The following is a 21,215-nucleotide window of genomic DNA, read 5'->3' as shown; positions in this document are numbered from 1 at the left end:
AGGTCTCAGCGTTTATCGGCTTTGGCCAGCAGGGTGTAGACACAAGGCAGTACGAACAAGGTGAACAGGGTGCCGATCGACATGCCCGTGGCGATGACCGTGCCGATATCGAAGCGGCTGACCGCACCGGCGCCAGTGGCCAGGATCAAGGGCACCATGCCGAACACCATGGCCGCAGTGGTCATCAACACTGGCCGCAGTCGTATCGACGCGGCCTGTTCAACGGCATCGCGCGGGCTCAAGCCTTGTTCCCTGCGCAATTGATTGGCGAACTCGACGATCAGGATGCCGTGCTTGCTGATCAATCCGATCAGCGTCACCAGCCCGACCTGGGTGTAGATGTTCATGCTCGACCAGCCGAGGAACAGCGTAATCAGCGCGCCGCAAATGGATAAGGGCACCGTGACCAGGATAACCAGCGGATCCCGGAAACTCTCGAACTGCGCGGCCAGCACCAGGAAAATAATCGCCAGCGCCAGGCCAAAGGTCACCCACAGCGCGCTGCCTTCCTGTACGAATTGACGTGAAGCGCCGGCGTAATCGAAGGCGAACCCCACCGGGGCCTCCTCGCGGGCAATCTGGCGGACGGTTTCAATGGCCTCGCCCATGCTCACGGTTGGAAAGCCTGAAATAGTCACGGCGTTGAGTTGCTGGAACTGATTCAATTGGCGCGGTCGTGCCCGGTCGCTGACCTTGATCAACGTCGAGAGCGGAAGCGATTCGCCCTGGGCATTCTTTACGTAGTAATTGTTCAGCCAGTCCGGATTGTCCCGGAACGGGCGTTCAACCTGGGCAATGACTTTGTAGCTGCGCCCTTCAAGGGTAAAGCGGTTTATTTCGGACTCACCCAGCAGTGTTGCCAGGGTTCCGCCCAGGTCCTGCATTGAAACGCCCATTTGGGCAGCCTTGGCGCGATCGATATCCACCACGACTTCGGGTTTGTCAAAGGCCAGGTCGATGTCCATGAAAGCGAATTTGCCGGACTCCAGCGCACGTTTCTTGACCCGTTCGGCAATCTGCAGCAGCGTCGTGTAGTCCTTCGGTGAATTGATGACGAACTCGAAGGGCAAGCCTTCGCCGGTGCCCGGCAACGATGGCAGGTTGAATCCGAAGATCTGCAGGCCCGGGATGCTTTCCAGCTTGGCCTGGACCTCGGGAAGGATTTCCATCTGGGTGCGGTTGCGTTCGTTCCAGGGTTTGAGCAGGAAGCCGCCGATGCCCGACTGCACGCCGTTGTAGCCGTTGATCTGGAACGAGGAGTAGTACTCGGGGAACTCCTTGAAGATCGTGATGAAGTGATCGGTGTAGGCGTTCAGGTAATCGAGGTTGGTCGTCTTCGGCGCGTTGGCCATCATGAAAATGATGCCTTGGTCCTCGTCGGGCGCCAGCTCGGACTTGGTGAACATGATCAGCACTGGAATAAGCAACAGCACGATCACCGCGAATACCAGCACCACGGGTCGACTGTTGAGCGTGCCATGGAGCAGGCGTTGATATCGGTGTTTCAGGCGTTCGAAAATCACGTCCAATCGATGGGCCAGTCCCGAGGGATTCTCGTCATGGCGCAGGAGCATTGCGCACATCATCGGTGACAAGGTCAGCGCGACGATGCCTGAAATGACCACGGCTCCAGCCAGGGTCAAGGCGAACTCCTTGAACAATGCCCCCGTCAGGCCTTCAAGCAGGCCGATTGGCGCGTATACCGCCGCGAGGGTGATGGTCATCGAGACCACCGGCATGGCTATTTCCCGCGCGCCTTCAATGGCGGCATCGAATGGGGTCTTGCCTTCCTCCATGTGTCGGTGGATGTTTTCCACGACCACGATGGCATCGTCCACCACCAGACCGATGGCGAGCACCATGGCCAGCAGCGTCAGCAGGTTCATGGAGTAGCCCATCAACTGCATGAAGAACATGACGCCGATCATCGACAGTGGAATGGTCACCACCGGGATGAGCACCGAGCGAAAGGCTCCGAGGAACAGGAAGACCACGACGATGACGATCAGTACCGCCTCGAACAGGGTCTTCACCACCTCGTCGATGGAGGCCTGGATGAACAGAGTGGCGTCGTAGGCGATCTCGGCCTTGAGGTTGGTCGGAAGCTGGGCTTCCATCTCCGGCATGATCTTGCGCACTTCCTTGATCACGTCCAGGGGGTTCGCGCCGGGTGTGGCCTTGATTCCGATGTATACCGAAGGCGTGCCGCCAAAGGAGCTGATGGTGTCGTAGTTTTCGGCGCCCATTTCCACGCGGGCGACGTCCCGCAGCAGCACGCGGCTGTCTCCGGCGGTCTTGAGGGGGATCGCGGCGAACGCTTCGGCGGACTTGAGTTCGGTGTTGGCGTTGATACTGGTAACGACGTACTCGCCTTTCACTTCGCCGGCGGCGGAAAGGAAGTTCTGCTGGCGCACCGCATCGGTCACGTCGGCAGCCGTCAGCCCGAAACCTGCGAGCTTGACCGGGTCCAGCCAAAGGCGCATGGCAAAGACCTGGTTGCCGAGAATCTCCGCTTCGGCCATGCCGGGCAGGGTTGCCAGTTTCGGCTGGATCACTCGAGACAAGTAATCGGTGATCTGCGGGTTGTTCAATTCCTTGCTGAAGAAACTGATGTACATCAGCGCCGAGGCGTCGGCTGCCTCGCGGCTGAGGACGGGGTCCTCGGCGTCCTGGGGCAACTGGTTCTTGACCTCGTTGGCCTTGGCCAGCAGTTCGGTGAAGAGCCGGTCACTGTTGGAGCCGATGCGAGCATAGACCGAGATCACCGAGAAATTCTGTCGGCTGACCGAGGTCATGTAGTCGATGCCTTCGGCACTGGCCAGGCTTTGTTGCATTGGCTGGGTGATATAGCCCTGGATGGTCTCGGCGTTGGCCCCCGGGTAGGCGGTAGTAACTGTGATCAGCGCGTTTTCCATCTGCGGATACTGACGCAGGGGCAATTTGCTCCAGGCCTGGAAGCCCAGCAGCACGATCAACAGGCTGACCACGGTGGCGAGCACCGGGCGGCGGATGAACGGATCGGTAAAAGCCATGGGGATTCCTTGATCAGTCCGCGCGCGGCAGGCTGTTCTGTTCGGTCAGGGTCTTGTCGTCGCTGATGGCGATGGGCGTTCCGTTGTCGAGCTTGAGCTGGCCGGCAATCACCACTTGTTCACCGTTGTGCACGCCCTTGGTCACCAGGACCTGCCCGTCGCGACGCTCACCGGTTTCAACGAAGCGCCGCTCGGCGATCAGGATCGGCTGGCCCTTGTCATCTTTCTCGACGTTGCCATCGGCGGCTTTCTTCTGCGTTACCACGTACATCGAGTTGCCGTAGAGCGTGTAGGTCACGGCGCTCTCCGGTACGACGATGCCGGCGGCTACGTCCGGCAAGACGACCTGCAGGTTGGCAAACATGCCGGGCAACAGCTTGCCATCGGGGTTGGCGAGGGTAGCGCGCACCAACACGTTGCGAGTGCTGTCCTCGACCTTGGGATTGATGGCGCTGATGGTGCCGACGAATGTCTGGCCTGGGTAGGCCGAGACACTGACGTTGACCGTTTGGGCAACGGCGAGCCGAGGCACGGCCTGTTCAGGGACATAGAAATCCACGTACAGGCTGCTGAGGTCTTGCAAGGTGGCGATCACCGTGCCGCTGGCCAGGTAGTCCCCAACATCCACCTGGCGAATGCCGATGGTGCCGCTGAACGGCGCGACGATGTGTTTCTTCGCCAACGATGCCTTGAGCTGGTTGACCGTGGCCTGATTCTTCTTCAATTGGGCCGCAAGCCGGTCGAACTCGCCTTTGGAAATCGCCTGGCTTCCGACCAGTTGTCGACCTCGGCCGAAATCCAGCTGCGACAGGCCAAGGTCGGCCTGGGCGGTTTCCAGCAGGGCGCTTTCGACTTCGCTGTCCAGTTGCAGAAGCGGTTGGCCGGCCTTGACCTTTTGCCCCGATTCGAACTGCAGCTTTTGCACCGTGCCGGCAATCTCCAGGCTCAAGTCAACGCCTTGCAAGGCCTTGAGGCTGCCGACCGTGGGCAGGCGAGACTGCCAGGGTTGCTCGGTGGCCTTGGCCACGGCAACGCTGACGGGCGGTTTCGGGACAGAAAACATCTGGATCTGCTGGTAGATGGAGAAGGCCTTGTAGCCTGCCAGCAACAGCACCACCAGCAGGACAACACCCAACATGATCAGCATGCGGCGTCGCAGCATGTTCCACTTCCTTGGAAAAGAGCTGAGAGAAAATACAGATAGGCGGGCACATTACTCTGTGCGCGCGGGGTATTCCAGATGCTGGCGGGGCGGTGGGGCGTAGGATTCTTCCGAAAAGCCAGAGCGCCCAGCACCGACCGCCTTCGCTTGCCCACTCAGACCAGATGCAGATGGTTGTCCCAGAGCCCCGCCGGCAGGTCCAGCGGCTTTGCAACCAGTTGTGATTGCCGGCAATCGTAATAGCGACAACGCCCCTGGCCCGACGTCACGACGAAACCGTCAGCCACCGCGCCCACGCCGGCGCAATCGGGCAAAGGTGCGTCCAGACGAACTTCGCCGCTGTCCAGGTCCCAGATGAAAAAGCGATTGCCCCGTGGCGCCGTCAGGGCCACCAGGCGCAGTTCGCTGTGCACGGCCACGCTGGCGGTGTAGTGCCCCATGGCCTGCAACTGGTGTTCGGGCACCGGGAACGCCTTGAACGGTTGGCCCGGGCGCTTGATCGCCAGCAGTTCCGACGGCTCGTGCGCCGCGCCCATGAATTGCTGGCCGGAAACGATAGTCCCGTCGCTGGCGATGCCCAAATGGCGCACGCTGTTCATCTGCTGGGCGAGGGTTTCCTTGCTCAACAGCGTGCCATCGCGCCGCATCAGCACCAGGCTCGGTTCCATGGCGTCGAGATTCATCTCGACCCGGCTCTCGGCCTCGGTGCGGATACCGCCGTTAGCCACCACGAGCGTTTCCCCGTCGGGCATCCACGACACTTGGTGAGGGCCAATACCGTGGGTGGATATTTCGCCGCTGTGCACCAGCCGCTCGCCTTCGAAACGGTACACGCCCAGCAGGCCACGGCCCGGATCGCTGGTATCGTTCTCAGTGGCGTACAACCATTCTCCGCTCTTGTGGATCACCGCGTGACCATAGAAATGCCGGTTCGGCAACGAGGCGATGGTCTGCAGCAGCGTCCCGTCGCGCAGGTCGATCAGATAGCTTTCGGTGCCTGGGCGGCGGGCAACGAACAGCGCGATCGGCAGCGTCGGGTGGTTGATGATGTCATGGCAACGCTGGCCGACCTGGGTGGCGAACACCCGGGTACCGTCCAGTCGATAGCCGACGGCGAAATGGTTGCCGTCGCCATCGTCCCGTGCCGAAAGCAGTAGCGGACTCTTGTCCTTTTGCTTGAACAGCGTCCAGCCGCCCAGGGTAACGGCGCCCAACAGCATGCTGCCGAGCGCCAGAGCCTGACGTCGAAACATGATCAGTCACCGTCGTTGGCGTTGAAGCCCAGTTGAATGCCCAGCGCCTTGGCCAGTTCGCCTTCGTGCAGGCGGTGGACAACGTTGAGGCTGTCGTACAAATCGTTGAGCTGTTGGCGCCCGGCGTCGTCGTTGAGCATGTCGGTCAGTGAGCGCTGGCTGCTGGCGAACAGTTTCAACGAGGCATCGTAAGCAGCATCGATCTTGTCCGCCAATGGCTTCTGGTCGCTTGGCAGCAAACCGCGCAGGCCTTTGTTGTCCACGCCGACCCACACGGTCCGGGCGGCGCTCAGGCTCGCTTCCAGACCTTGAAGTGATGATTGGCTACGCCAGGCATCGGCCTGGAACGGTTGCGGTACGCCTTTGCTCTGGCGGCCCATCGGCGTGCCGAGTTTTTTCTTCAGGGTGTCCAGGGCCGTGACCTGTACCCGCAGCAGATCGGCGATTGCCTCGTGGGAATCGGCGTAGCGCTGGTTAGGAAACTTGCTCATCTGGGCGAGCATGCCGTCGTTGGTGTTCCAACGGGACAGGATCTCTTCGGCCAGTTGCTTCTGGCGCTCACCGATGGCGGTGAGCAATGGGCAGTACTTGGCTTTCTGGGCGCTGTCGGCCATATCGATCTTGGCGTCGAACAACAGGTATTCGTAGGCGGAAAGCCCTTGCACCACAACGCTGGACTTGGCCAGGCCGGCGGCGTCGATCTGCGGTTCGCTATTGACCAGTTGCTCGACCTGACGGCCCACCAGGTTTTTCTTGTCCGGCCAGAACTGCACTTGCCAGGCACGGTTGCCTTCGGCCAGTGGACCGATCAGCAGTGGTTGCAGTTCGGCCCAGGCTTTTTGTGCCTTGAGGAAGTCGGCGCGGGCGGTCTCCAGGGTTTCCTTGTCCTGGCAGAACGCCAAGGCGCTGGTCGCCAATTGCCGGTCGGCTTCGACCCAGCGGCTGTAGGTCGGCAGGATCACTTGCTTGGCAATGGCCGCCGACGTGACCGCTTGAGGGTCTTGGGGCGAGCACGCGCCGAGGGCGATGGCGGCGAGGCTGGTGAACAACAGCTTGGGACGGAACATGTCGGACTCCCGTTTCAGGAAATAACGTTTAAAGGGAATTCAGGAAAGCCAACAGCGCAGCGCGCTGCTCGGCGTTGAATGCTAGAACCTGTCGCTGCGCCGCCTGGGCTTCGCCGCCATGCCAGAGCACGGCTTCGAGCAGGTTGCGGGCGCGACCGTCGTGCAGGAACTCGGTATGACCACTGACGGTTTCGGTGAGGCCGATGCCCCACAGCGGCGGGGTTCGCCAGTCACGGCCGCTGGCCTTGAATTCGCTGCGGTTGTCGGCCAGGCCTTCACCCATGTCGTGCAGCAGCAAATCGGTGTAGGGGCGGATGACCTGGTTCGTCAGTTCCGGCTCGGCAGCGTTGGCGGACGTGGTGTATTGGGGGGTGTGACAGGACTGGCAACCCGCCTGGAAAAACAGATTCTTGCCCGCCAGCACCTGGAGTGAGTTCACGTCGCGGCGGGCCGGCACGGCGAGGTTGCGGCTGTAGAACAACACCAGGCGCAGAATATTGTCGCTGACTTCCGGCTCGCCCTTCGGACCGTTGCCGTTGGGCGCGCGCTTGCAATCGACCTGGGCCTCGGTGCAATCGTCGAACGGACGCAGGCTGGTCGTCAGGCCCATGTCGCCGGAAAACGCATGGACGTTCTGTTGATTGAGGTTCGGCTGCCCGGCCTTCCAGCCGAAACGCCCCGGCACGGTCTTTTGCTGGACATCGTCCCAGACCATGTTCGGACGGCCAGCAATACCGTTTTTGTCCCGCGCCTGCGCTTGCGCATTCGCCAGGATGGCGTCGTCGGGTATGGCCTCGAGCAAACCCAGGCCGATCATCGGCGGTGCGACGCGGGCCGAAAACCGTGTTTCGGGGTGCATCGGGCCATAGCCCAACTGGGTAATCTGCAGGCTCGGCTTGCGCAGTTCCACGACGGTACCGTCCTTGAAACGCACCGGGACTGGCGAGTAATCGACCCGCACCTTGCCTTCCGGAGCGACGCCAGGCACGGACATGTCCTGCAATTGTCCGCCGTAGACAGGCTCCGGCACGACGCCGAGCTGTTCGATGACCTTGGCGTACAGGGGCGCGTCAGGAATCGACAGGCGCACCAGCATCGATACCGCGCTGGTTGCGTCTGGCGCCGGCGGGTGGCCGCGGCCGTCCTTGATGTGACAGTTCTGGCAAGCGTTGGTGTTGAACAAGGGGCCGAGGCCATCGCGGGCAGTCGTCGTCGATGGGGCGATCACCCAAGGACTGCGGAAGAAACTGTTGCCAACGCTGAAATCCACGCGCCGCGAGGGCGGCAGGTTGGCCGAAGGCAGGGAAAAGGCATTCTGGTCGGCCTTGCGTACCGTCGCGTTGCCACCGGACTTGGCTTCGCCGGGTTCGGCCTGGGTGAAACGCGGGGCGTCATCGCAGGCACTCAGGCCCAAGGCCAACAGCAGAGCGCATAAGCGAAGAGGCAACGACGGCATCGGAAATCCTGCGGGACGAGTAAAACGCGGGCGCAAAGTCTAACAGGGCGGGGCGGTTTGAATAAGAGGAATTATCGTTTGGTTGTATTCATTGTGGCGAGGGGATTTATCCCCGTTGGGGTGCGAAGCGCCCCCCATATATGCCTGCCATCGCGTTGAATCAGATAAACCAAGGGGCTGCTGCGCAGCCCAGCGGGGATAAATCCCCTCGCCACAGATTTTTGCTCGTCGCATTGCCAGTCTTATGGCTGCGCTACCGCCCCTGGCACCAACGGCAATTCCAGCGTCGCGATAAACCCGCCCTCGGGATGGTTGGCCAATACCAGCGCGCCGCCATGACGTTCGGCGGCGCGGCGGGCGATCGCCAGGCCCAGGCCGTGGCCGGCAGCGGTCTGGCCGGGAGCGCGGTAGAACGGTTCGCCCAGTTGGCTCAGATGCTCGGCCTCGACGCCCGGCCCATGGTCACGCACGCTGATCAGGATCCGTTCCCCTTGGTGAGTCGCGCGCATCTCGACGGGCTGCCCATTTGGACTGAAGCGCAGGGCGTTGCGCAACAAATTGTCCACCGCACGCTCGATCATCGTCGGCCAGCCCTTGAGGGTCAGGTTCGGCTCGGTTTCCAGCTGCACGATTTGCTCAGGCGAAGCCATTTGGGCATCTTTTTGCAGATTGATCAGCAGCCCGTTGAGATCGACCTCTTCGGCACTGGCATTGTCGGCATCGACGCGAGCCAGGACCAGGATTTCGCTGATCAGCGCTTCCAGGCGATCACACTCACGCGTCAGGCGCGGCCAGAGCTTTTCGCGCTCTTCTGGGCTGGCTCGCTCTGCCAGTGCCAGGGCGATGCGCAGCCTGGCCAGGGGCGAGCGCAATTCGTGGGAAACATCGCGCAGTAATTGGCGCTGGCTGGCGATCAGGCTTTGCAGGCGCGCACCCATGCGGTTGAAATCCGTGGCCAGCACGCCAAATTCGTCGCGGCGGTTAGCCAGCTTGGCGAGGCTGTTCTGCTGATAGGCCGCTTGTCCCAGGTCATGCACCGCGCCGCGCAGGCGGCTCAGCGGTCGGGTGATGGAAAGAGTCACCAACAGGCTGAACAGCGTCAGCACCACCAGCGCGATCGCCAGTGCACTGAGGGGCCAGAGCAGGCTTTCGCGGTGCCAGGCGTCTAGCTCGGGATGCGGGATGCGATAGATAAACAGGTACGTGTCGCCGGTCTTGGCGCTGGTGAACTCGTCGGTCAGGCGCCGCCAGGGCAGGCGTCGGTCGTCGTTGTTCTGGCGCGCCTCGAAAGCAGCGGCACGGTGCGGGAAAGTGCCGCGCACCACCGGGTCGCCACTTTCATTGAGCACCTGGACGTCGATGTGATACTGGCGCTTGCGCTGTTGGAGGATGTCCTGGGCGGCGTCTTCGCCCTGGCTTTCGTAAGTCTGCGTCCATTCTTCGGCCAGGGTGTTGAGACCCGGATGGCGGCTGAGGATCCAGGCGTCCTGGTTCAACATGTGGCCCATCAGAATCGAAAGTCCCGCCACCAGAGCGATGGCCAGCCAGAAACTGGCCAGGACGCGCCAGAACAATGAACGCACGGATTTATCCTCGCAAACAAAGAAAGCCCAACGGCGGTGTGCCGTTGGGCTGCTGATACTTCAGGGCATTATTGCGCTTTTTGCGGTTGTTGCGCTTTCCAGGCCTTGAATTCGGCCCACTCGGCCCGACGTTCGGCCTGCTTCTTCTGGATCGCGTCGAATTCTTTCTGCTGTTCCGGCTTCAACAGTCCGCGGATCTGCGCATCGATCTTTTGATGCCGAGCCTCCATTTCGTCCTTCATGGCCTTCTGGTCGGCTGGCGACAGCTTGGCCAGGTATTTGTCCACCAGCTCACGTTGCTCGTGGCGTTGTTCGCCCATGATCCGACGAATCTGCTGGCGTTGCTCGTGGCTCAGGTCCAGTTGGCTGTAGGGACCTCTGTCATGCATCTGGCCACCGTGGCGCGGGCCGTCCATCGGGCCCATCGGGCCAGGACCTTCGGGCATGGCCATGGCAACGGTCGGCAGGGCAGCAGCGAACATCAGGGCGGTGAGGGTCTTGCGCATGGTGTTTCTCCTTGTCTCGTTCCCGGTCAGTTCCGGATGTGTGCAGATTACGGAGATCAAGGTCAGCGGCGGTCAGGGGTGGGTAAAGCTTGGGTAAAGACGGTTTGGTGCAGACCTGACAAACCCAGGGGCGAACACTAATCCCCGTGGCGAGGGAGCTTGCTCCCGCTGGGCTGCGCAGCGGCCCCAAAGATCTTGCGGTTGCTGCGCAACCGAGCGGGAGCAAGCTCCCTCGCCACAGGGTTAGCCATGTTCCTCGGTCCAAGCAGTGTTCAGAGGCTGTAGTAATAACCGCGACTACGCAGGGCGACGATTCGCGGACGGCCATCTGGATGAGGGCCGATTTTCTTGCGCAGATTACTCACGTGCATGTCCAGGCTGCGGTCGTACAGGGTCAGCTTGCGGCCCAGAGCGAGCTGCGCCAGCTCCTGCTTGTCCAGCGGTTCGCCTGGCTGCTTGAGCAGTGCTTCGAGCAGGCGGCTTTCGGACACAGTGAGCGTCTGTTCCTGCTCGTCGATGCTGACGACGCCGCGTACCGGGCTGAAGGTCAGATCGCCCAGTTCTATCTGGCTGGACACGGCCGTCGGGTGGCTGCGCCGCAGCACGGCGCGCAGGCGGGCGGTCAGTTCCCGAGGGTCGCAGGGTTTGGCGAGGTAGTCATCGGCGCCCAGTTCCAGGCCAAGAATGCGGTCCAGCGGTTCGCCACGGGCCGAGAGCATCAGCACCGGCAGTTCCGGGTGATCGTTGCGCAATTGCTTGAGCAGTTCCAGGCCACTGCCATCGGGCAGCATCACATCCAGTACTACCGCCGCCGGGGCGGTTTCGGCCAGGGCCTTGCGGGCGCTCTGGCCATCGTGGCAAGCGCGGACTTGGAACCCTTCCTGGCTCAACCAACTTACGAGGAGCTCGCACAGCTCCTGGTCATCATCTATCAGTAACAGCTCGCTCATGACTCACTCAATTTAGCCATTGCCGACGTTGTCTACGTCCACCGCTGGCAAAGATACCGCAGAGCAGGGCCAATAGCGCTACCCCGGCGCCCACCACGAACCATTGCTGCTGTTCGGTCAGCAGGCGTGGCAGGGGACTGGCCTGGGCTTCCTTGAGCTGCAGTTTCAAGCGCTGGTTTTCCTGGCGCAACCGTCCCACCAGCGCGCTTTCGCGTTCGCCGTTGGTGTTCTGTAATTGTTGGGTGAGCTCTTCACGCATGCGCTCGCTGTCTTTCAAGCGTTGCTGCAATTCGGCGATCTGGCCGCCTGCGCTCAACGACAAGGGCGTCGAATGGCCGGCTTCGGAGGTTTCCTCGCCATGGGCGGGAGCCCCGATCGCCAACGTGACCAACAACAGGCACAACGGACCTTTGCGCATTGCAGCTCCTGAATTCCAATCAAGATTTAGATTAGACAGGTTGTCGGCAGGCGGACGAGAACAATGAGCCATTGAGCGCAATGAGCCAGGAAGGCTCATCGCGCCGGGGGAATTACGGCAGGACTTGCTTGAACGGCTTGACCTCTACATTGGCATAGACGCCGGCTGCCACGAACTGGTCGGCCTTGGCCCAGGCTTGCGCGGCGGCCAGGGACTCGAACTCGGCCACGATCAGGCTGCCCGTAAAACCGGCAGCGCCCGGGTCGTTGCTGTCCACCGCCGGGTGCGGGCCGGCCAGCACGATGCGGCCTTCGGCCTTGAGCTGTTGCAGGCGCTCCAGATGCTCGGGTCGGGCGGCCAGGCGTTTTTCCAGGGAGTTGGCGACGTCGGTGGCGATGATTGCGTAGAGCATGTCAGTCCTCGGTTTTTGGCGTGGTGGGATCGGCATCGTGCAAGTGGCGGGACAGGTAGATGCCCTGGCCAATCAGGAACAGCAACGTCATGCCCAGGCTGCCGAAGACCTTGAAGTCGACCCAGTACTCCTGGAACGTGAACGCAACGAACAGGTTGGCGGCGCCACAGAACAGGAAAAACGCGATCCAGGCGATGTTCAAGCGGGTCCAGATCAGCTCTGGCAGGTTGATGGCATGGCCCATGATGCGCTTGATCAGCAGACGGTCGCCGATGAAGTGGCTGCCGATGAAGGCCAGGGCAAACAGCCAGTTGACCACCGGTGCCTTCCATTTGAGGAAGGTTTCGCTGTGGAAGGCCAGGGTCAGGCTGCCGAACACGAGGCAGGCGATCAGGGTCAGCCACTGGCTCTTCTCCAGCTTGCGCTGGGAGATGAACAGCGCGCCGTAGACCACCAGGGAGCTGATGATCAGCACCGCGGTGGCGCTGTAGATACCGCCTACAGTCAAGGAGTGACCGGCGATATCGACGGTCCGCGGATCAAGTTTGTAGACGATGAAAAACAGCAGGAGCGGGATGAAATCGATGAATTGTTTCACAGTGGCAGCCAGAAGCAGGATGTGGCGGCATAATAACAAACATCCTTGGCCGCGATAGGGCCAGCTGATTTGAGGTAACAAAGTCCCGTGAATGTTGATTTGCACTGCCATAGCACGGCCTCCGATGGCGCCCTGGCGCCTGCGGTTCTGGTGGCGCGGGCGTTCGAGCACGGCGTGCGAGTCCTGGCCCTGACCGATCACGATACCCTCGAAGGCCTCGACGAGGCCCGCAGCGCCGCGACCGCGCTGGGCATGCAGTTGGTCAACGGGGTCGAATTGTCCTGTACGTGGGGCGGGGCGACCATTCATGTGCTGGGCTATGGTTTTGACGTGCATGCGCCGTCCCTGGTCCAGGCCATTGCCGAGTTGCGTGATGGTCGTTGGCTGCGCTCCGAGGAGATCAGCCGCAAGCTCTCGCTCAAGGGCATGCCTGGCGCGCTGGAAGGTGCCCGGCAGATCCAGCAGGCGTTGGGCGACAGCGGCAACGCGCCGGCCCGGCCGCATTTTGCCGACTGGATGGTGCGCGAAGGTTTCGTCAAGGACCGCGCCGAAGCCTTCCGCAAATGGTTGGGAGCCGGCAAGCTGGGGGACGTCAAGCAGCATTGGCCGACGCTCGAGGAGACGGTCGGGACGCTGCGGGCCGCCGGCGCCTGGATCAGCCTGGCGCATCCCTGGCACTATGATTTCACCCGCAGCAAGCGCCGCCGCCTGATAGCCGACTATATTCAAGCAGGGGGCCATGCCATCGAAGTGGTCAATGGCCATCAGCCGGCCGAGCAGGTCGGCAGCCTGGCGATCCTCGCTCGGGAGTTTGGACTGCTGGTGAGCGCCGGCAGCGATTTCCATGGCCCGGGGGGCTGGTCCGAGATTGGCGAATACCGCCCGTTGCCGGAAGATCTGCCACCACTATGGTGTAGATTCAAACATGATCCCGTTATCGCCGACGTCTGAACAGGTAGAACACGTGAGTCAATTTTTCCAGATTCATCCGGAAAACCCGCAAGCGCGCCTGATCAAACAGGCCGTGGAGATCATCCGGGGTGGTGGTGTGGTGGTCTATCCCACTGACTCGTCCTACGCCATCGGTTGCCAGATCGGCGACAAGAATGCCGTCGAGCGGGTACGACGCCTGCGTCAGTTGGATGACAAGCACAACTTCGCGCTCATCTGCAGCGATCTTTCGCAGTTGGGGTTGTTCGCCAAGATCGATACCGGCACTTTCCGGCTGCTCAAGGCCCATCTACCGGGCCCCTATACGTTTATCCTGAATGCTACCCGGGAAGTCCCGCGGCTGTTGCTGCATCCAAAAAAACGCACCATTGGCCTGCGCGTGCCGAGCCACCCCATTGCCTTGGCGCTGCTGGCGGAGCTGGGTGAGCCGTTGATGAGCGTGACGCTGATCATGCCCGGCGAGACCGATCCGCTGACTGACCCTTACGAAATCCGCCAGTTGCTCGAACATCAGGTCGACCTGATCATCGACGGCGGTTTCGGTGGCATGAAGGCCTCCACGGTGATCAACCTGGCCGACGGCGAGCCGCAGGTGGTGCGCGTCGGCTGCGGCGACCCGACGCCGTTCATGGTCGAGGCCTGAATGTCCGTTGTGGAAACCGCCGTCGACAGCGTAGACAGCCAGGCCGGTGCGCAGCAGGAGCTGCCATTCGCCATGGTCTATGGCCAGGCGGTCATGGAAATGCCGCTGGACCTGTACATTCCGCCGGATGCGCTGGAGGTTTTCCTCGAAGCCTTCGAAGGCCCCCTCGACCTGCTGCTGTATCTGATCCGCAAACAGAACATCAACATCCTCGACATTCCCGTGGCGGAAATCACCCGCCAGTACATGGGCTACGTCGAGCTGATGCAGTCGGTGCGCCTGGAGCTTGCCGCGGAATACCTGGTGATGGCGGCCATGCTGGCCGAAATCAAGTCGCGCATGCTGCTGCCGCGCTCAGCCGAAATCGAAGAGGAAGAAGACGATCCTCGGGCCGAGCTGATCCGCCGCTTGCAGGAATACGAGCGCTTCAAGGTGGCCGCCGAAGGCATCGACGGCCTGAGCCGGGTTGGGCGCGATGTGGTGGTGCCCAAACTCGATGCCCCCGAGGCACGGGCGCGCAAGTTGTTGCCCGACGTCAGCCTGGAAGAATTGCTGATGTCCATGGCCGAGGTCCTGCGCCGGGGCGATATGTTTGAAAGTCACCAGGTCAGTCGCGAAGCGCTGTCCACCCGCGAGCGCATGAGCGATGTGCTGGAACGACTCAAGGGTGGCGGCTTCGTGCCGTTCGTCGAGCTGTTCACCGCCGAGGAAGGGCGGCTGGGCGTGGTGGTGACGTTTATGGCGGTCCTGGAATTGGTCAAGGAATCCTTGGTCGAGCTGGTGCAGAATGAGCCGTTCGCAGCGATCCATGTGCGGGCACGAGCCGAATAACGAGCAAATCAATGAATCTGACTGAACCCCGCGAGCTGGCCCCCTTGCTTGAAGCTTTCCTGTTGGCTTCGGGAAAGCCGCAATCGATGGAGCGTCTGTTCGAACTCTTCGAAGAAGGCGAACGGCCCGAGCCGGCCGTGTTCAAGAAAGCCCTGACGTTGCTAGGTAAATCCTGCGAGGGGCGGGCGTTTGAACTCAAGGAAGTGGCGTCCGGGTACCGCCTGCAAATCCGTGAGAAGTTCGCGCCGTGGGTCGGACGCCTGTGGGAAGAACGGCCGCAGCGCTACTCCAGGGCACTGCTCGAAACCATGGCGCTGATCGCCTATCGCCAACCGATCACTCGCGGCGAGATCGAGGATGTACGCGGCGTGGCGGTCAACAGCAACATCGTCAAGACCTTGCTGGAGCGCGAGTGGATCCGCGTCGTCGGTTATCGCGACGTGCCAGGCAAGCCGGCCATGTTTGCCACCACCAAGGCCTTTCTCGATCACTTCAACCTGAAGAACCTCGACGATCTACCGCCGCTGGCCGAATTGCGGGAGCTGGAGCCCGAGCCAATGCTGGAGTTCGACGACGCTCCGGTGCCCCAGGGCTTGCAGGAACTGGCCGACGCCAGTGCCGAGCCCGAAGAGCCGAAGGAAGAGACCAGTTTCCATTCGTTGTTGCTGGAGCTGGACACGATGGAGCAGGGCCTGAAGACCGACTTCGACGACTTGCTGCGTGAAGGTCCGGGCCCTGAAGAGGAGACGGATGAACCGACGCTGCCGCTGAGTGAAATCGAGCACGCGCCGGAGCCCGAGCCCGAAGAGGACATCCTTGGCGTCGCCGAAGCCCGGGAAAAATTGCTGGCCGCCGTCGCCGCCCTCCAGCCTCCGGAGCCCGAACTGAGCGACGAAGAGGCCGAAGCCCGCGCCTTGGCCGAAGCGATCGAGAACGAACGGCGCCAGCTCGACGACGATTGATCATGCTGATTTCACCGCGAATCCTTGTGGGAGCGAGCTTGCTCGCGATAGCGGTCTGATAGCCAACATCGTTGTTGAATGCAGGATAGCTATCGCGAGCAAGCTCGCTCCCACAATGGATCTGTAAAGATTCAATTGCCTGTGGCGCTGTCACCAGTCGGCGGAAAAAGCGCCAAGGGCATTTCGATCAGCTAGTCTCTGATGCGCAATCATCTCAACGAGCGTATGATTCGCGACCCTTTGGCGATCCCTTCGCCGAAAGACCCGTTTTCAAAGCGCCAGGCCAAGCCTGGTTCGACCACACCGGGAGGTGCCCAGAAATGAACGACCAAGACCAGAACGACAGCCAGGAAATCGGCCCAGCAGGCGAAAAACTGCAAAAAGTCCTCGCCCGCATCGGCGTCGGTTCGCGCCGTGACGTGGAAGCCTGGATCACCCAGGGCCGCATCAAGGTCAACGGCAAAGATGCCACCTTGGGCCTGCGCGTCGACATGCACGACGCCATCACCATCGATGGCAAGGTGATCAAGCGTGAAGAGGCCGCCGAAACGGTGCGCCGCGTGATCATGTACAACAAGCCCGACGGCGAGATCTGCACCCGTGACGACCCGGAAGGCCGTCCGACCGTGTTCGACAAGATGCCGCGCCCGAAAGAGGGCCGCTGGATCAACATCGGTCGCCTGGACATCAACACCACCGGTTTGCTGATGTTCACCACCGACGGTGAGCTGGCGAACCGTCTGATGCACCCGTCCTACGAAATGGACCGTGAATACGCCGTGCGCGTGCGTGGCGAAGTCGATGACGAGATGATCGAGCGTCTCAAGGCCGGCGTCGTGCTGGAAGACGGCCCGGCGCGTTTTACCGACATCAAGCAGGCGCCGGGCGGTGAAGGTTTCAACCACTGGTACCACTGCGTGGTGATGGAAGGTCGCAACCGCGAAGTGCGCCGTTTGTGGGAATCCCAGGGCCTGGTGGTCAGCCGCCTGAAGCGCGTGCGTTTCGGCCCGGTATTCCTCAACTCCGACCTGCCGATGGGCCGCTGGCGTGAAATGACCCAGCAGGAAGTCGACATCCTGGCAGCCGAAGTGGGCCTCAAGCCTGTGGCAATGCCGCAGATGACTGCCAAGAGCAAGGACAAGCTGGAGCGGATGCAGCGCAAGTCCTCGCGTCCAATGGGCAAGACCGAGCGCGTGCGTACGCTGCGCCCGGCGGCCGATGGAGTAGCGACTGGCCCGCGTCCTTCCCGTGAGCCGCAGATCGAAGGCGAACGTCCGGCTCGCAAGCCAGCACCGCGTCAGGACGGCGAACGTGGCCCGCGTGCGCCACGTCCGGCCAATGGTCGTACCGAGCGTGGCGAAGGCCGCGGAGCCCCGGCTGGTCGCGGTACGCCAGTAGCCGATCGTCCGGCCGACACCAAGCGTCCGGCCAAGCCTGCACCGAAAAAGCGTCCGGGCATCATCCTGGCCGATCGCGATGCTCCGTCGGGCAAGCGCCGTGGTGCCCCGGCCGGTTCGGGACAGCGTCCAGGGTTTGGACGTCGTAAGCCGGAGTGAGGCAGCGGTGAGTTTTTAGCTGCAAGCTGCAAGAAAAAACGCCAACCGTTGGGTTGGCGTTTTTTTTGTGCCTGGCTCTTAGCGATGCATTGCCTTTGAGTCCGCCTTCGCGAGCAAGCTCGCTCCCACAGGGACCATGTCGAGCACAAACCTATGGTTCACTGAAGATCAACTGTGGGAGCGAGCTTGCTCGCGATGGCGTCCGCAGCCAACAATCGATTCCAGCCTAAAGCACAAACCGCCCATCAAACATCGGCTCTTTATCCAGCGCCAGCACACCGCTTTCGAAAATCAGATCCAAGTGATGGCTACCCTTGGCCCCGCCGCCGAGTCCCAAGTGCAGGCCACAATGGCGTTCTTCAAAACCAGCATTGCGGGCGTACAGGCTCTTGACCCCTTCGTTGGTGCCGATCCCCAGTTCTTCGATGCGCCGGTTGGACGGATTGGCGTCCAGGTACCGGTTGAAATCGTGTTCCAGGCCCGGGACATCGGTGGCGATCTTCTGGATGGTCGAATCTTCGATCCACAACTCCAACGGCGATTGCAGCACGCCATATTTGCGTGCGAACGGAATTGTGCTCAGGAAAGTCCCTACGAACTTCACCCGACCATTGATGGTGTCGCTGTGGGTGGCGATTTCGCCTGGAGCCAGGTCGTAGTTGCCGACGCCGTTGATGTCGGTCCACTTCTTGACGTTGTTCAGCGCGGTGTCGAAATACGAGCCGTGCTCATCCTCGAAGCTCAATGTGGTGGCTTGGGACATGCGGCGGATCAGGTGGCTGTTGAGCCCGGCGATGCGTTGGGGAATGACGCTGAAGGTGTCGTAGAAGTACTCGCCGTAGTCCTTGAACAACAGCGATTTTTTCCAATTGTCCGCCATCACGGCCTGCAGCGCGCGGACAAAGTCCGGGCCGTCGGGGCGTGGGTTGGGCAGGGTGGATGAATCGTAGAAGAAAATGTACAGATCGCTGTCGGCAATAGCCTGGGACAGGCGCTCCGTGGGCTCGAGGTCCAGGCGCATGGCGCTGAAACGAAACGGCGAAGTGCTTCCGGCTTGTTCGGCAATGTTGCCGACCAGCGCTTCGTAATCGGCGGTGTGGCCGAGCAACACCTTGGCGAGCTGGACGCCGGCCAGGGCGGGATGATGTTCAAGGTAGTAAAGGAAATGTGAGATGGCTCGTTGTGTGTCCATGCTTATTCTTCCCTGACGATAGATTTGGCTTCCTGACAGCAGGATGCGGAGCCGACCGGCCGGATCAGCTCCGCCGGGTATCGCTTACAGAGGCCACATCGCCGTGCCGAACGGAACGACGGCGTCGGCTTGCATCATTTCAACGGCGGCTTCATGGGTCGGTGCCTCGAACCATTCGTCCAGTTGCAGTTCGGTTTCCAAGTCTTTGTCCAGTGCTTGCATAGTGAATCTCCTAGATGACTTTTACGGAAAACGCGGGCCGATTCGGCGGGTAATACCCGGCTGAATCGGCACCGCAAAAACTCGCCGGCACGATGCCTGGGCAAGTGGCTGAAAACCTAGTCGAGGGTTTTTTGGAATGCAAAAAATTATTTTATTTTTTTTGTTTGAACTTTTTGTTCCATTTTTTCGTAGGGAAATTAGCCGTTTAAAAACAGTCGTCTGGTGGGTTTTCTTCGTTAGGTAGCTACCTACCGTCAATTTGTGGTCAGGGTCCGCAAACACCCTCGACGGAAAATATGCTTTACGCGTTGTAAAGAAATGATTACGAAAAAAGCCACTCGTGCGGGTCGTAGAGGCAGGTTTTTCCTGTTGTAAGAAAAAGCTTCCGCATGGCCCCGGCGTGGACCGTTTCCGCAGCTCTGGCCCGCTTGTTTCAATGCTTCTTCAGGGGTGAGATGCGCTCCATGCCTGTCGTGCAGGTGAATAACAAAAAGGAGGCGCAATGAACGCCGTAGCTCCGTTTCCATTCTCCCGTGGTGGCGTTTTTCGCGCTCCGCACTTCAACGGCTCGCAAGAGCCCGGACCTGTTTTCGCAGCCGCTCGAAATGTTCGAGGCGGCCCCGTGCGATCCCGGCAAATGACACGCTGATCTGGTGGTGTCTGGCAGCAGGGGGTCAGCGGTGTACAATGCGCCGCGTTTTACTGTGACCCTTCGCGTAGCCACGCACTTTCAAGGTTATCCGCCTTGTTCACTCCGCCACGCCACAAGCGTGTCGGGTTCGATTTCGTCACAGATAAAAACAAACAGGTGACGCATGACCGTTGTAAAAACGCTGAATTCCTGGTGCCTGCGCTGGGGTTTGATCGGCGCTGCTTGAGATCCGATTCGAGCGGCAACGTCTAACGAACATCATCAAACCTTGCGTGAGACCCTTTTCATGAGTGGACAAAACTCGCATTCAGGCGAGCTGAAGCGCGGCCTGAAAAATCGCCACATTCAATTGATCGCCCTCGGCGGCGCGATCGGCACTGGTCTGTTCCTGGGTTCGGCGGGGGTGCTGAAATCAGCCGGCCCGTCGATGATCCTCGGCTACGCCATTTGCGGCTTCATCGCCTTCATGATCATGCGCCAGCTGGGCGAAATGATCGTCGAAGAGCCGGTGGCCGGGTCATTCAGTCATTTTGCCCACAAGTACTGGGGCGGTTTCGCAGGGTTCCTGTCGGGTTGGAACTGCTGGATCCTGTACATCCTGGTGGGCATGTCCGAGCTGACGGCGGTCGGCAAATACATCCATTACTGGGCGCCGGACATTCCGACCTGGGCCTCGGCGGCGGCGTTCTTCATCCTGATCAATGCGATCAACCTGGCCAACGTCAAAGTCTTCGGCGAGGCCGAGTTCTGGTTCGCGATCATCAAGGTCGTGGCGATCGTCGGCATGATCGCCCTGGGCAGCTACCTGCTGGTCAGCGGTCACGGCGGCCCGCAAGCGTCGGTCACCAACCTGTGGTCCCACGGTGGGTTTTTCCCCAACGGCGTGAGCGGCCTGGTCATGGCCATGGCGATCATCATGTTCTCCTTCGGTGGCCTGGAGATGCTCGGTTTCACCGCCGCTGAAGCCGACAAGCCGAAGACCGTGATTCCCAAGGCCATCAACCAAGTGATCTACCGGATCCTGATTTTCTACATCGGTGCCTTGGTGGTGTTGTTGTCCCTCACGCCTTGGGACAGCCTTTTGGCCACCCTTAACGCTTCCGGCGATGCCTACAGCGGCAGCCCGTTCGTGCAGGTGTTTTCGATGTTGGGCAGCAACACCGCTGCGCACATCCTCAACTTCGTGGTCCTGACCGCCGCATTGTCGGTGTACAACAGCGGCACCTACTGCAACAGCCGCATGTTGCTGGGCATGGCCGAGCAGGGCGATGCGCCCCGGGCCCTGGCGAAAATCGACAAGCGCGGCGTGCCGGTGCGCTCGATCCTCGCCTCGGCGGCGGTCACACTGGTGGCGGTGCTGCTCAATTACCTGATTCCCCAGCATGCGCTGGAGCTGCTGATGTCGTTGGTGGTCGCGACCCTGGTGATCAACTGGGCGATGATCAGCTACTCGCACTTCAAGTTCCGCCAGCATATGAACCAGTCTCGCCAGACGCCGCTGTTCAAGGCGTTGTGGTACCCATATGGCAACTACGTCTGCCTGGCGTTCGTGGTGTTCATCCTCGGCGTGATGCTGCTGATCCCCGGCATCCAGATATCGGTGTATGCGATTCCGGTGTGGGTGGTGTTCATGTGGGTGTGCTATGTGATCAAGAACAAGCGCGAGGCTCGGCATGAGCTGGCTGTGGCGGCTGCCGCCAAGTAAGCATCGCTGAAAGAAGACGAACCCGGCCGAGTGCCGGGTTTGTTGTTTCAGACCACATACAAAT

At 61.0% G+C, this 21,215-nt stretch carries 19 protein-coding genes; 6 read left to right on the top strand and 13 right to left on the bottom strand.

Translation table 11 applies throughout. The features are described from left to right. Nucleotides 1-5: 5 nt before the first annotated feature. The 11 genes from FHK92_RS14230 to FHK92_RS14180 all read right to left on the bottom strand — a co-directional run bounded on the left by FHK92_RS14230 (nt 6) and on the right by FHK92_RS14180 (nt 12,437). On the bottom strand, nt 6-3,032 hold the full coding sequence (locus FHK92_RS14230; RefSeq protein ID WP_181288589.1) for a multidrug efflux RND transporter permease subunit: 3,027 nt from the start codon (nt 3,030-3,032) through the stop codon (nt 6-8). A 13-nt stretch (nt 3,033-3,045) separates the two neighbouring features. Continuing rightward, the gene (locus tag FHK92_RS14225; protein ID WP_181288588.1) at nt 3,046-4,194 is read right to left on the bottom strand and encodes an efflux RND transporter periplasmic adaptor subunit; all 1,149 of its coding nucleotides are present in this window, start codon (nt 4,192-4,194) and stop codon (nt 3,046-3,048) included. Between the two features lie 155 nt (nt 4,195-4,349). Then, complete coding sequence (locus FHK92_RS14220) at nt 4,350-5,447, bottom strand: DUF1513 domain-containing protein (RefSeq protein ID WP_181288587.1); 1,098 nt, start codon at nt 5,445-5,447, stop codon at nt 4,350-4,352. Nucleotides 5,448-5,449: 2 nt separating this feature from the next. Further along, nucleotides 5,450-6,514 carry an imelysin family protein gene (locus FHK92_RS14215; protein WP_181288586.1) on the bottom strand — a complete coding sequence of 355 codons (1,065 nt, stop codon included), beginning with the start codon at nt 6,512-6,514 and terminating at the stop codon, nt 5,450-5,452. A 28-nt stretch (nt 6,515-6,542) separates the two neighbouring features. Further along, nucleotides 6,543-7,970: a di-heme oxidoreductase family protein gene (locus tag FHK92_RS14210; RefSeq protein ID WP_181288585.1), complete on the bottom strand. Its 1,428-nt coding sequence runs from the start codon at nt 7,968-7,970 to the stop codon at nt 6,543-6,545. Nucleotides 7,971-8,212: 242 nt separating this feature from the next. Beyond that, nucleotides 8,213-9,553 carry a sensor histidine kinase gene (locus FHK92_RS14205; RefSeq protein WP_181288584.1) on the bottom strand — a complete coding sequence of 447 codons (1,341 nt, stop codon included), beginning with the start codon at nt 9,551-9,553 and terminating at the stop codon, nt 8,213-8,215. Between the two features lie 68 nt (nt 9,554-9,621). Next, entirely contained in the window at nt 9,622-10,059 is a 438-nt protein-coding gene (locus FHK92_RS14200) for a Spy/CpxP family protein refolding chaperone (protein WP_181288583.1), read from the bottom strand. Between the two features lie 272 nt (nt 10,060-10,331). Further along, the gene (locus tag FHK92_RS14195; protein ID WP_181288582.1) at nt 10,332-11,009 is read right to left on the bottom strand and encodes a response regulator transcription factor; all 678 of its coding nucleotides are present in this window, start codon (nt 11,007-11,009) and stop codon (nt 10,332-10,334) included. A gap of 7 nt (nt 11,010-11,016) precedes the next feature. Then, entirely contained in the window at nt 11,017-11,427 is a 411-nt protein-coding gene (locus tag FHK92_RS14190) for a translation initiation factor 2 (protein ID WP_181288581.1), read from the bottom strand. 112 nt (nt 11,428-11,539) lie between these two features. Next, on the bottom strand, nt 11,540-11,839 hold the full coding sequence (locus FHK92_RS14185; protein ID WP_181288580.1) for a YciI family protein: 300 nt from the start codon (nt 11,837-11,839) through the stop codon (nt 11,540-11,542). Nucleotide 11,840: 1 nt separating this feature from the next. Continuing rightward, entirely contained in the window at nt 11,841-12,437 is a 597-nt protein-coding gene (locus tag FHK92_RS14180) for a septation protein A (RefSeq protein WP_030142498.1), read from the bottom strand. An 87-nt stretch (nt 12,438-12,524) separates the two neighbouring features. On the opposite strand from FHK92_RS14180, the gene FHK92_RS14175 reads away from it, so the two are divergent. The 5 genes from FHK92_RS14175 (at nt 12,525) to rluB (ending at nt 17,380) form a co-directional block, all read left to right on the top strand. After that, nucleotides 12,525-13,388, top strand: coding sequence for a PHP domain-containing protein (locus tag FHK92_RS14175; RefSeq protein WP_181288579.1), 864 nt, complete (start codon nt 12,525-12,527; stop codon nt 13,386-13,388). Nucleotides 13,389-13,401: 13 nt separating this feature from the next. Further along, nucleotides 13,402-14,031 (top strand): L-threonylcarbamoyladenylate synthase, encoded by a 630-nt coding sequence (locus FHK92_RS14170; protein WP_181288578.1) that lies wholly within the window; start codon nt 13,402-13,404, stop codon nt 14,029-14,031. 132 nt (nt 14,032-14,163) lie between these two features. Then, nucleotides 14,164-14,862, top strand: a complete 699-nt coding sequence (locus FHK92_RS14165) for a segregation and condensation protein A (protein WP_160893268.1) — start codon at nt 14,164-14,166, stop codon at nt 14,860-14,862. A gap of 11 nt (nt 14,863-14,873) precedes the next feature. Beyond that, a complete protein-coding gene (gene scpB, locus FHK92_RS14160) occupies nt 14,874-15,824 on the top strand; it encodes an SMC-Scp complex subunit ScpB (protein WP_181288577.1) in 951 nt (316 codons plus the stop codon). Between the two features lie 320 nt (nt 15,825-16,144). After that, entirely contained in the window at nt 16,145-17,380 is a 1,236-nt protein-coding gene (gene rluB / locus FHK92_RS14155) for a 23S rRNA pseudouridine(2605) synthase RluB (protein WP_030142493.1), read from the top strand. A 226-nt stretch (nt 17,381-17,606) separates the two neighbouring features. On the opposite strand, the gene FHK92_RS14150 is transcribed toward rluB, so the two are convergent. After that, on the bottom strand, nt 17,607-18,572 hold the full coding sequence (locus FHK92_RS14150) for a leucyl aminopeptidase (RefSeq protein ID WP_181288576.1): 966 nt from the start codon (nt 18,570-18,572) through the stop codon (nt 17,607-17,609). Nucleotides 18,573-18,656: 84 nt separating this feature from the next. Then, nucleotides 18,657-18,794, bottom strand: a complete 138-nt coding sequence (locus FHK92_RS14145; protein WP_003178782.1) for a hypothetical protein — start codon at nt 18,792-18,794, stop codon at nt 18,657-18,659. Nucleotides 18,795-19,732: 938 nt separating this feature from the next. On the opposite strand from FHK92_RS14145, the gene FHK92_RS14140 reads away from it, so the two are divergent. Continuing rightward, nucleotides 19,733-21,151, top strand: a complete 1,419-nt coding sequence (locus FHK92_RS14140; protein ID WP_181288575.1) for an amino acid permease — start codon at nt 19,733-19,735, stop codon at nt 21,149-21,151. Nucleotides 21,152-21,215 lie beyond the last annotated feature (64 nt).

It is taken from the genome of Pseudomonas brassicacearum subsp. neoaurantiaca, assembly GCF_013608025.1.
Lineage (GTDB): Bacteria > Pseudomonadota > Gammaproteobacteria > Pseudomonadales > Pseudomonadaceae > Aquipseudomonas.
The sequence above is the reverse complement of the archived record's forward strand: the minus strand, read 5'-3'. Positions and strand labels throughout refer to the sequence as shown.

Excerpts from the sequence above, each read along its gene's own strand:
- FHK92_RS14225 (WP_181288588.1), bottom strand. The coding sequence starts at position 4,194 with ATGCTGCGACGCCGCATGCTGATCATGTTGGGTGTTGTCCTGCTGGTG.
- rluB (WP_030142493.1), top strand. The coding sequence starts at position 16,145 with ATGAACGACCAAGACCAGAACGACAGCCAGGAAATCGGCCCAGCAGGC.
- FHK92_RS14150 (WP_181288576.1), bottom strand. The coding sequence starts at position 18,572 with ATGGACACACAACGAGCCATCTCACATTTCCTTTACTACCTTGAACAT.
- FHK92_RS14200 (WP_181288583.1), bottom strand. The coding sequence starts at position 10,059 with ATGCGCAAGACCCTCACCGCCCTGATGTTCGCTGCTGCCCTGCCGACC.
- FHK92_RS14210 (WP_181288585.1), bottom strand. The coding sequence starts at position 7,970 with ATGCCGTCGTTGCCTCTTCGCTTATGCGCTCTGCTGTTGGCCTTGGGC.
- FHK92_RS14185 (WP_181288580.1), bottom strand. The coding sequence starts at position 11,839 with ATGCTCTACGCAATCATCGCCACCGACGTCGCCAACTCCCTGGAAAAA.
- FHK92_RS14230 (WP_181288589.1), bottom strand. The coding sequence starts at position 3,032 with ATGGCTTTTACCGATCCGTTCATCCGCCGCCCGGTGCTCGCCACCGTG.
- FHK92_RS14220 (WP_181288587.1), bottom strand. The coding sequence starts at position 5,447 with ATGTTTCGACGTCAGGCTCTGGCGCTCGGCAGCATGCTGTTGGGCGCC.
- FHK92_RS14140 (WP_181288575.1), top strand. The coding sequence starts at position 19,733 with ATGAGTGGACAAAACTCGCATTCAGGCGAGCTGAAGCGCGGCCTGAAA.
- FHK92_RS14190 (WP_181288581.1), bottom strand. The coding sequence starts at position 11,427 with ATGCGCAAAGGTCCGTTGTGCCTGTTGTTGGTCACGTTGGCGATCGGG.
- FHK92_RS14145 (WP_003178782.1), bottom strand. The coding sequence starts at position 18,794 with ATGCAAGCACTGGACAAAGACTTGGAAACCGAACTGCAACTGGACGAA.
- scpB (WP_181288577.1), top strand. The coding sequence starts at position 14,874 with ATGAATCTGACTGAACCCCGCGAGCTGGCCCCCTTGCTTGAAGCTTTC.
- FHK92_RS14195 (WP_181288582.1), bottom strand. The coding sequence starts at position 11,009 with ATGAGCGAGCTGTTACTGATAGATGATGACCAGGAGCTGTGCGAGCTC.
- FHK92_RS14215 (WP_181288586.1), bottom strand. The coding sequence starts at position 6,514 with ATGTTCCGTCCCAAGCTGTTGTTCACCAGCCTCGCCGCCATCGCCCTC.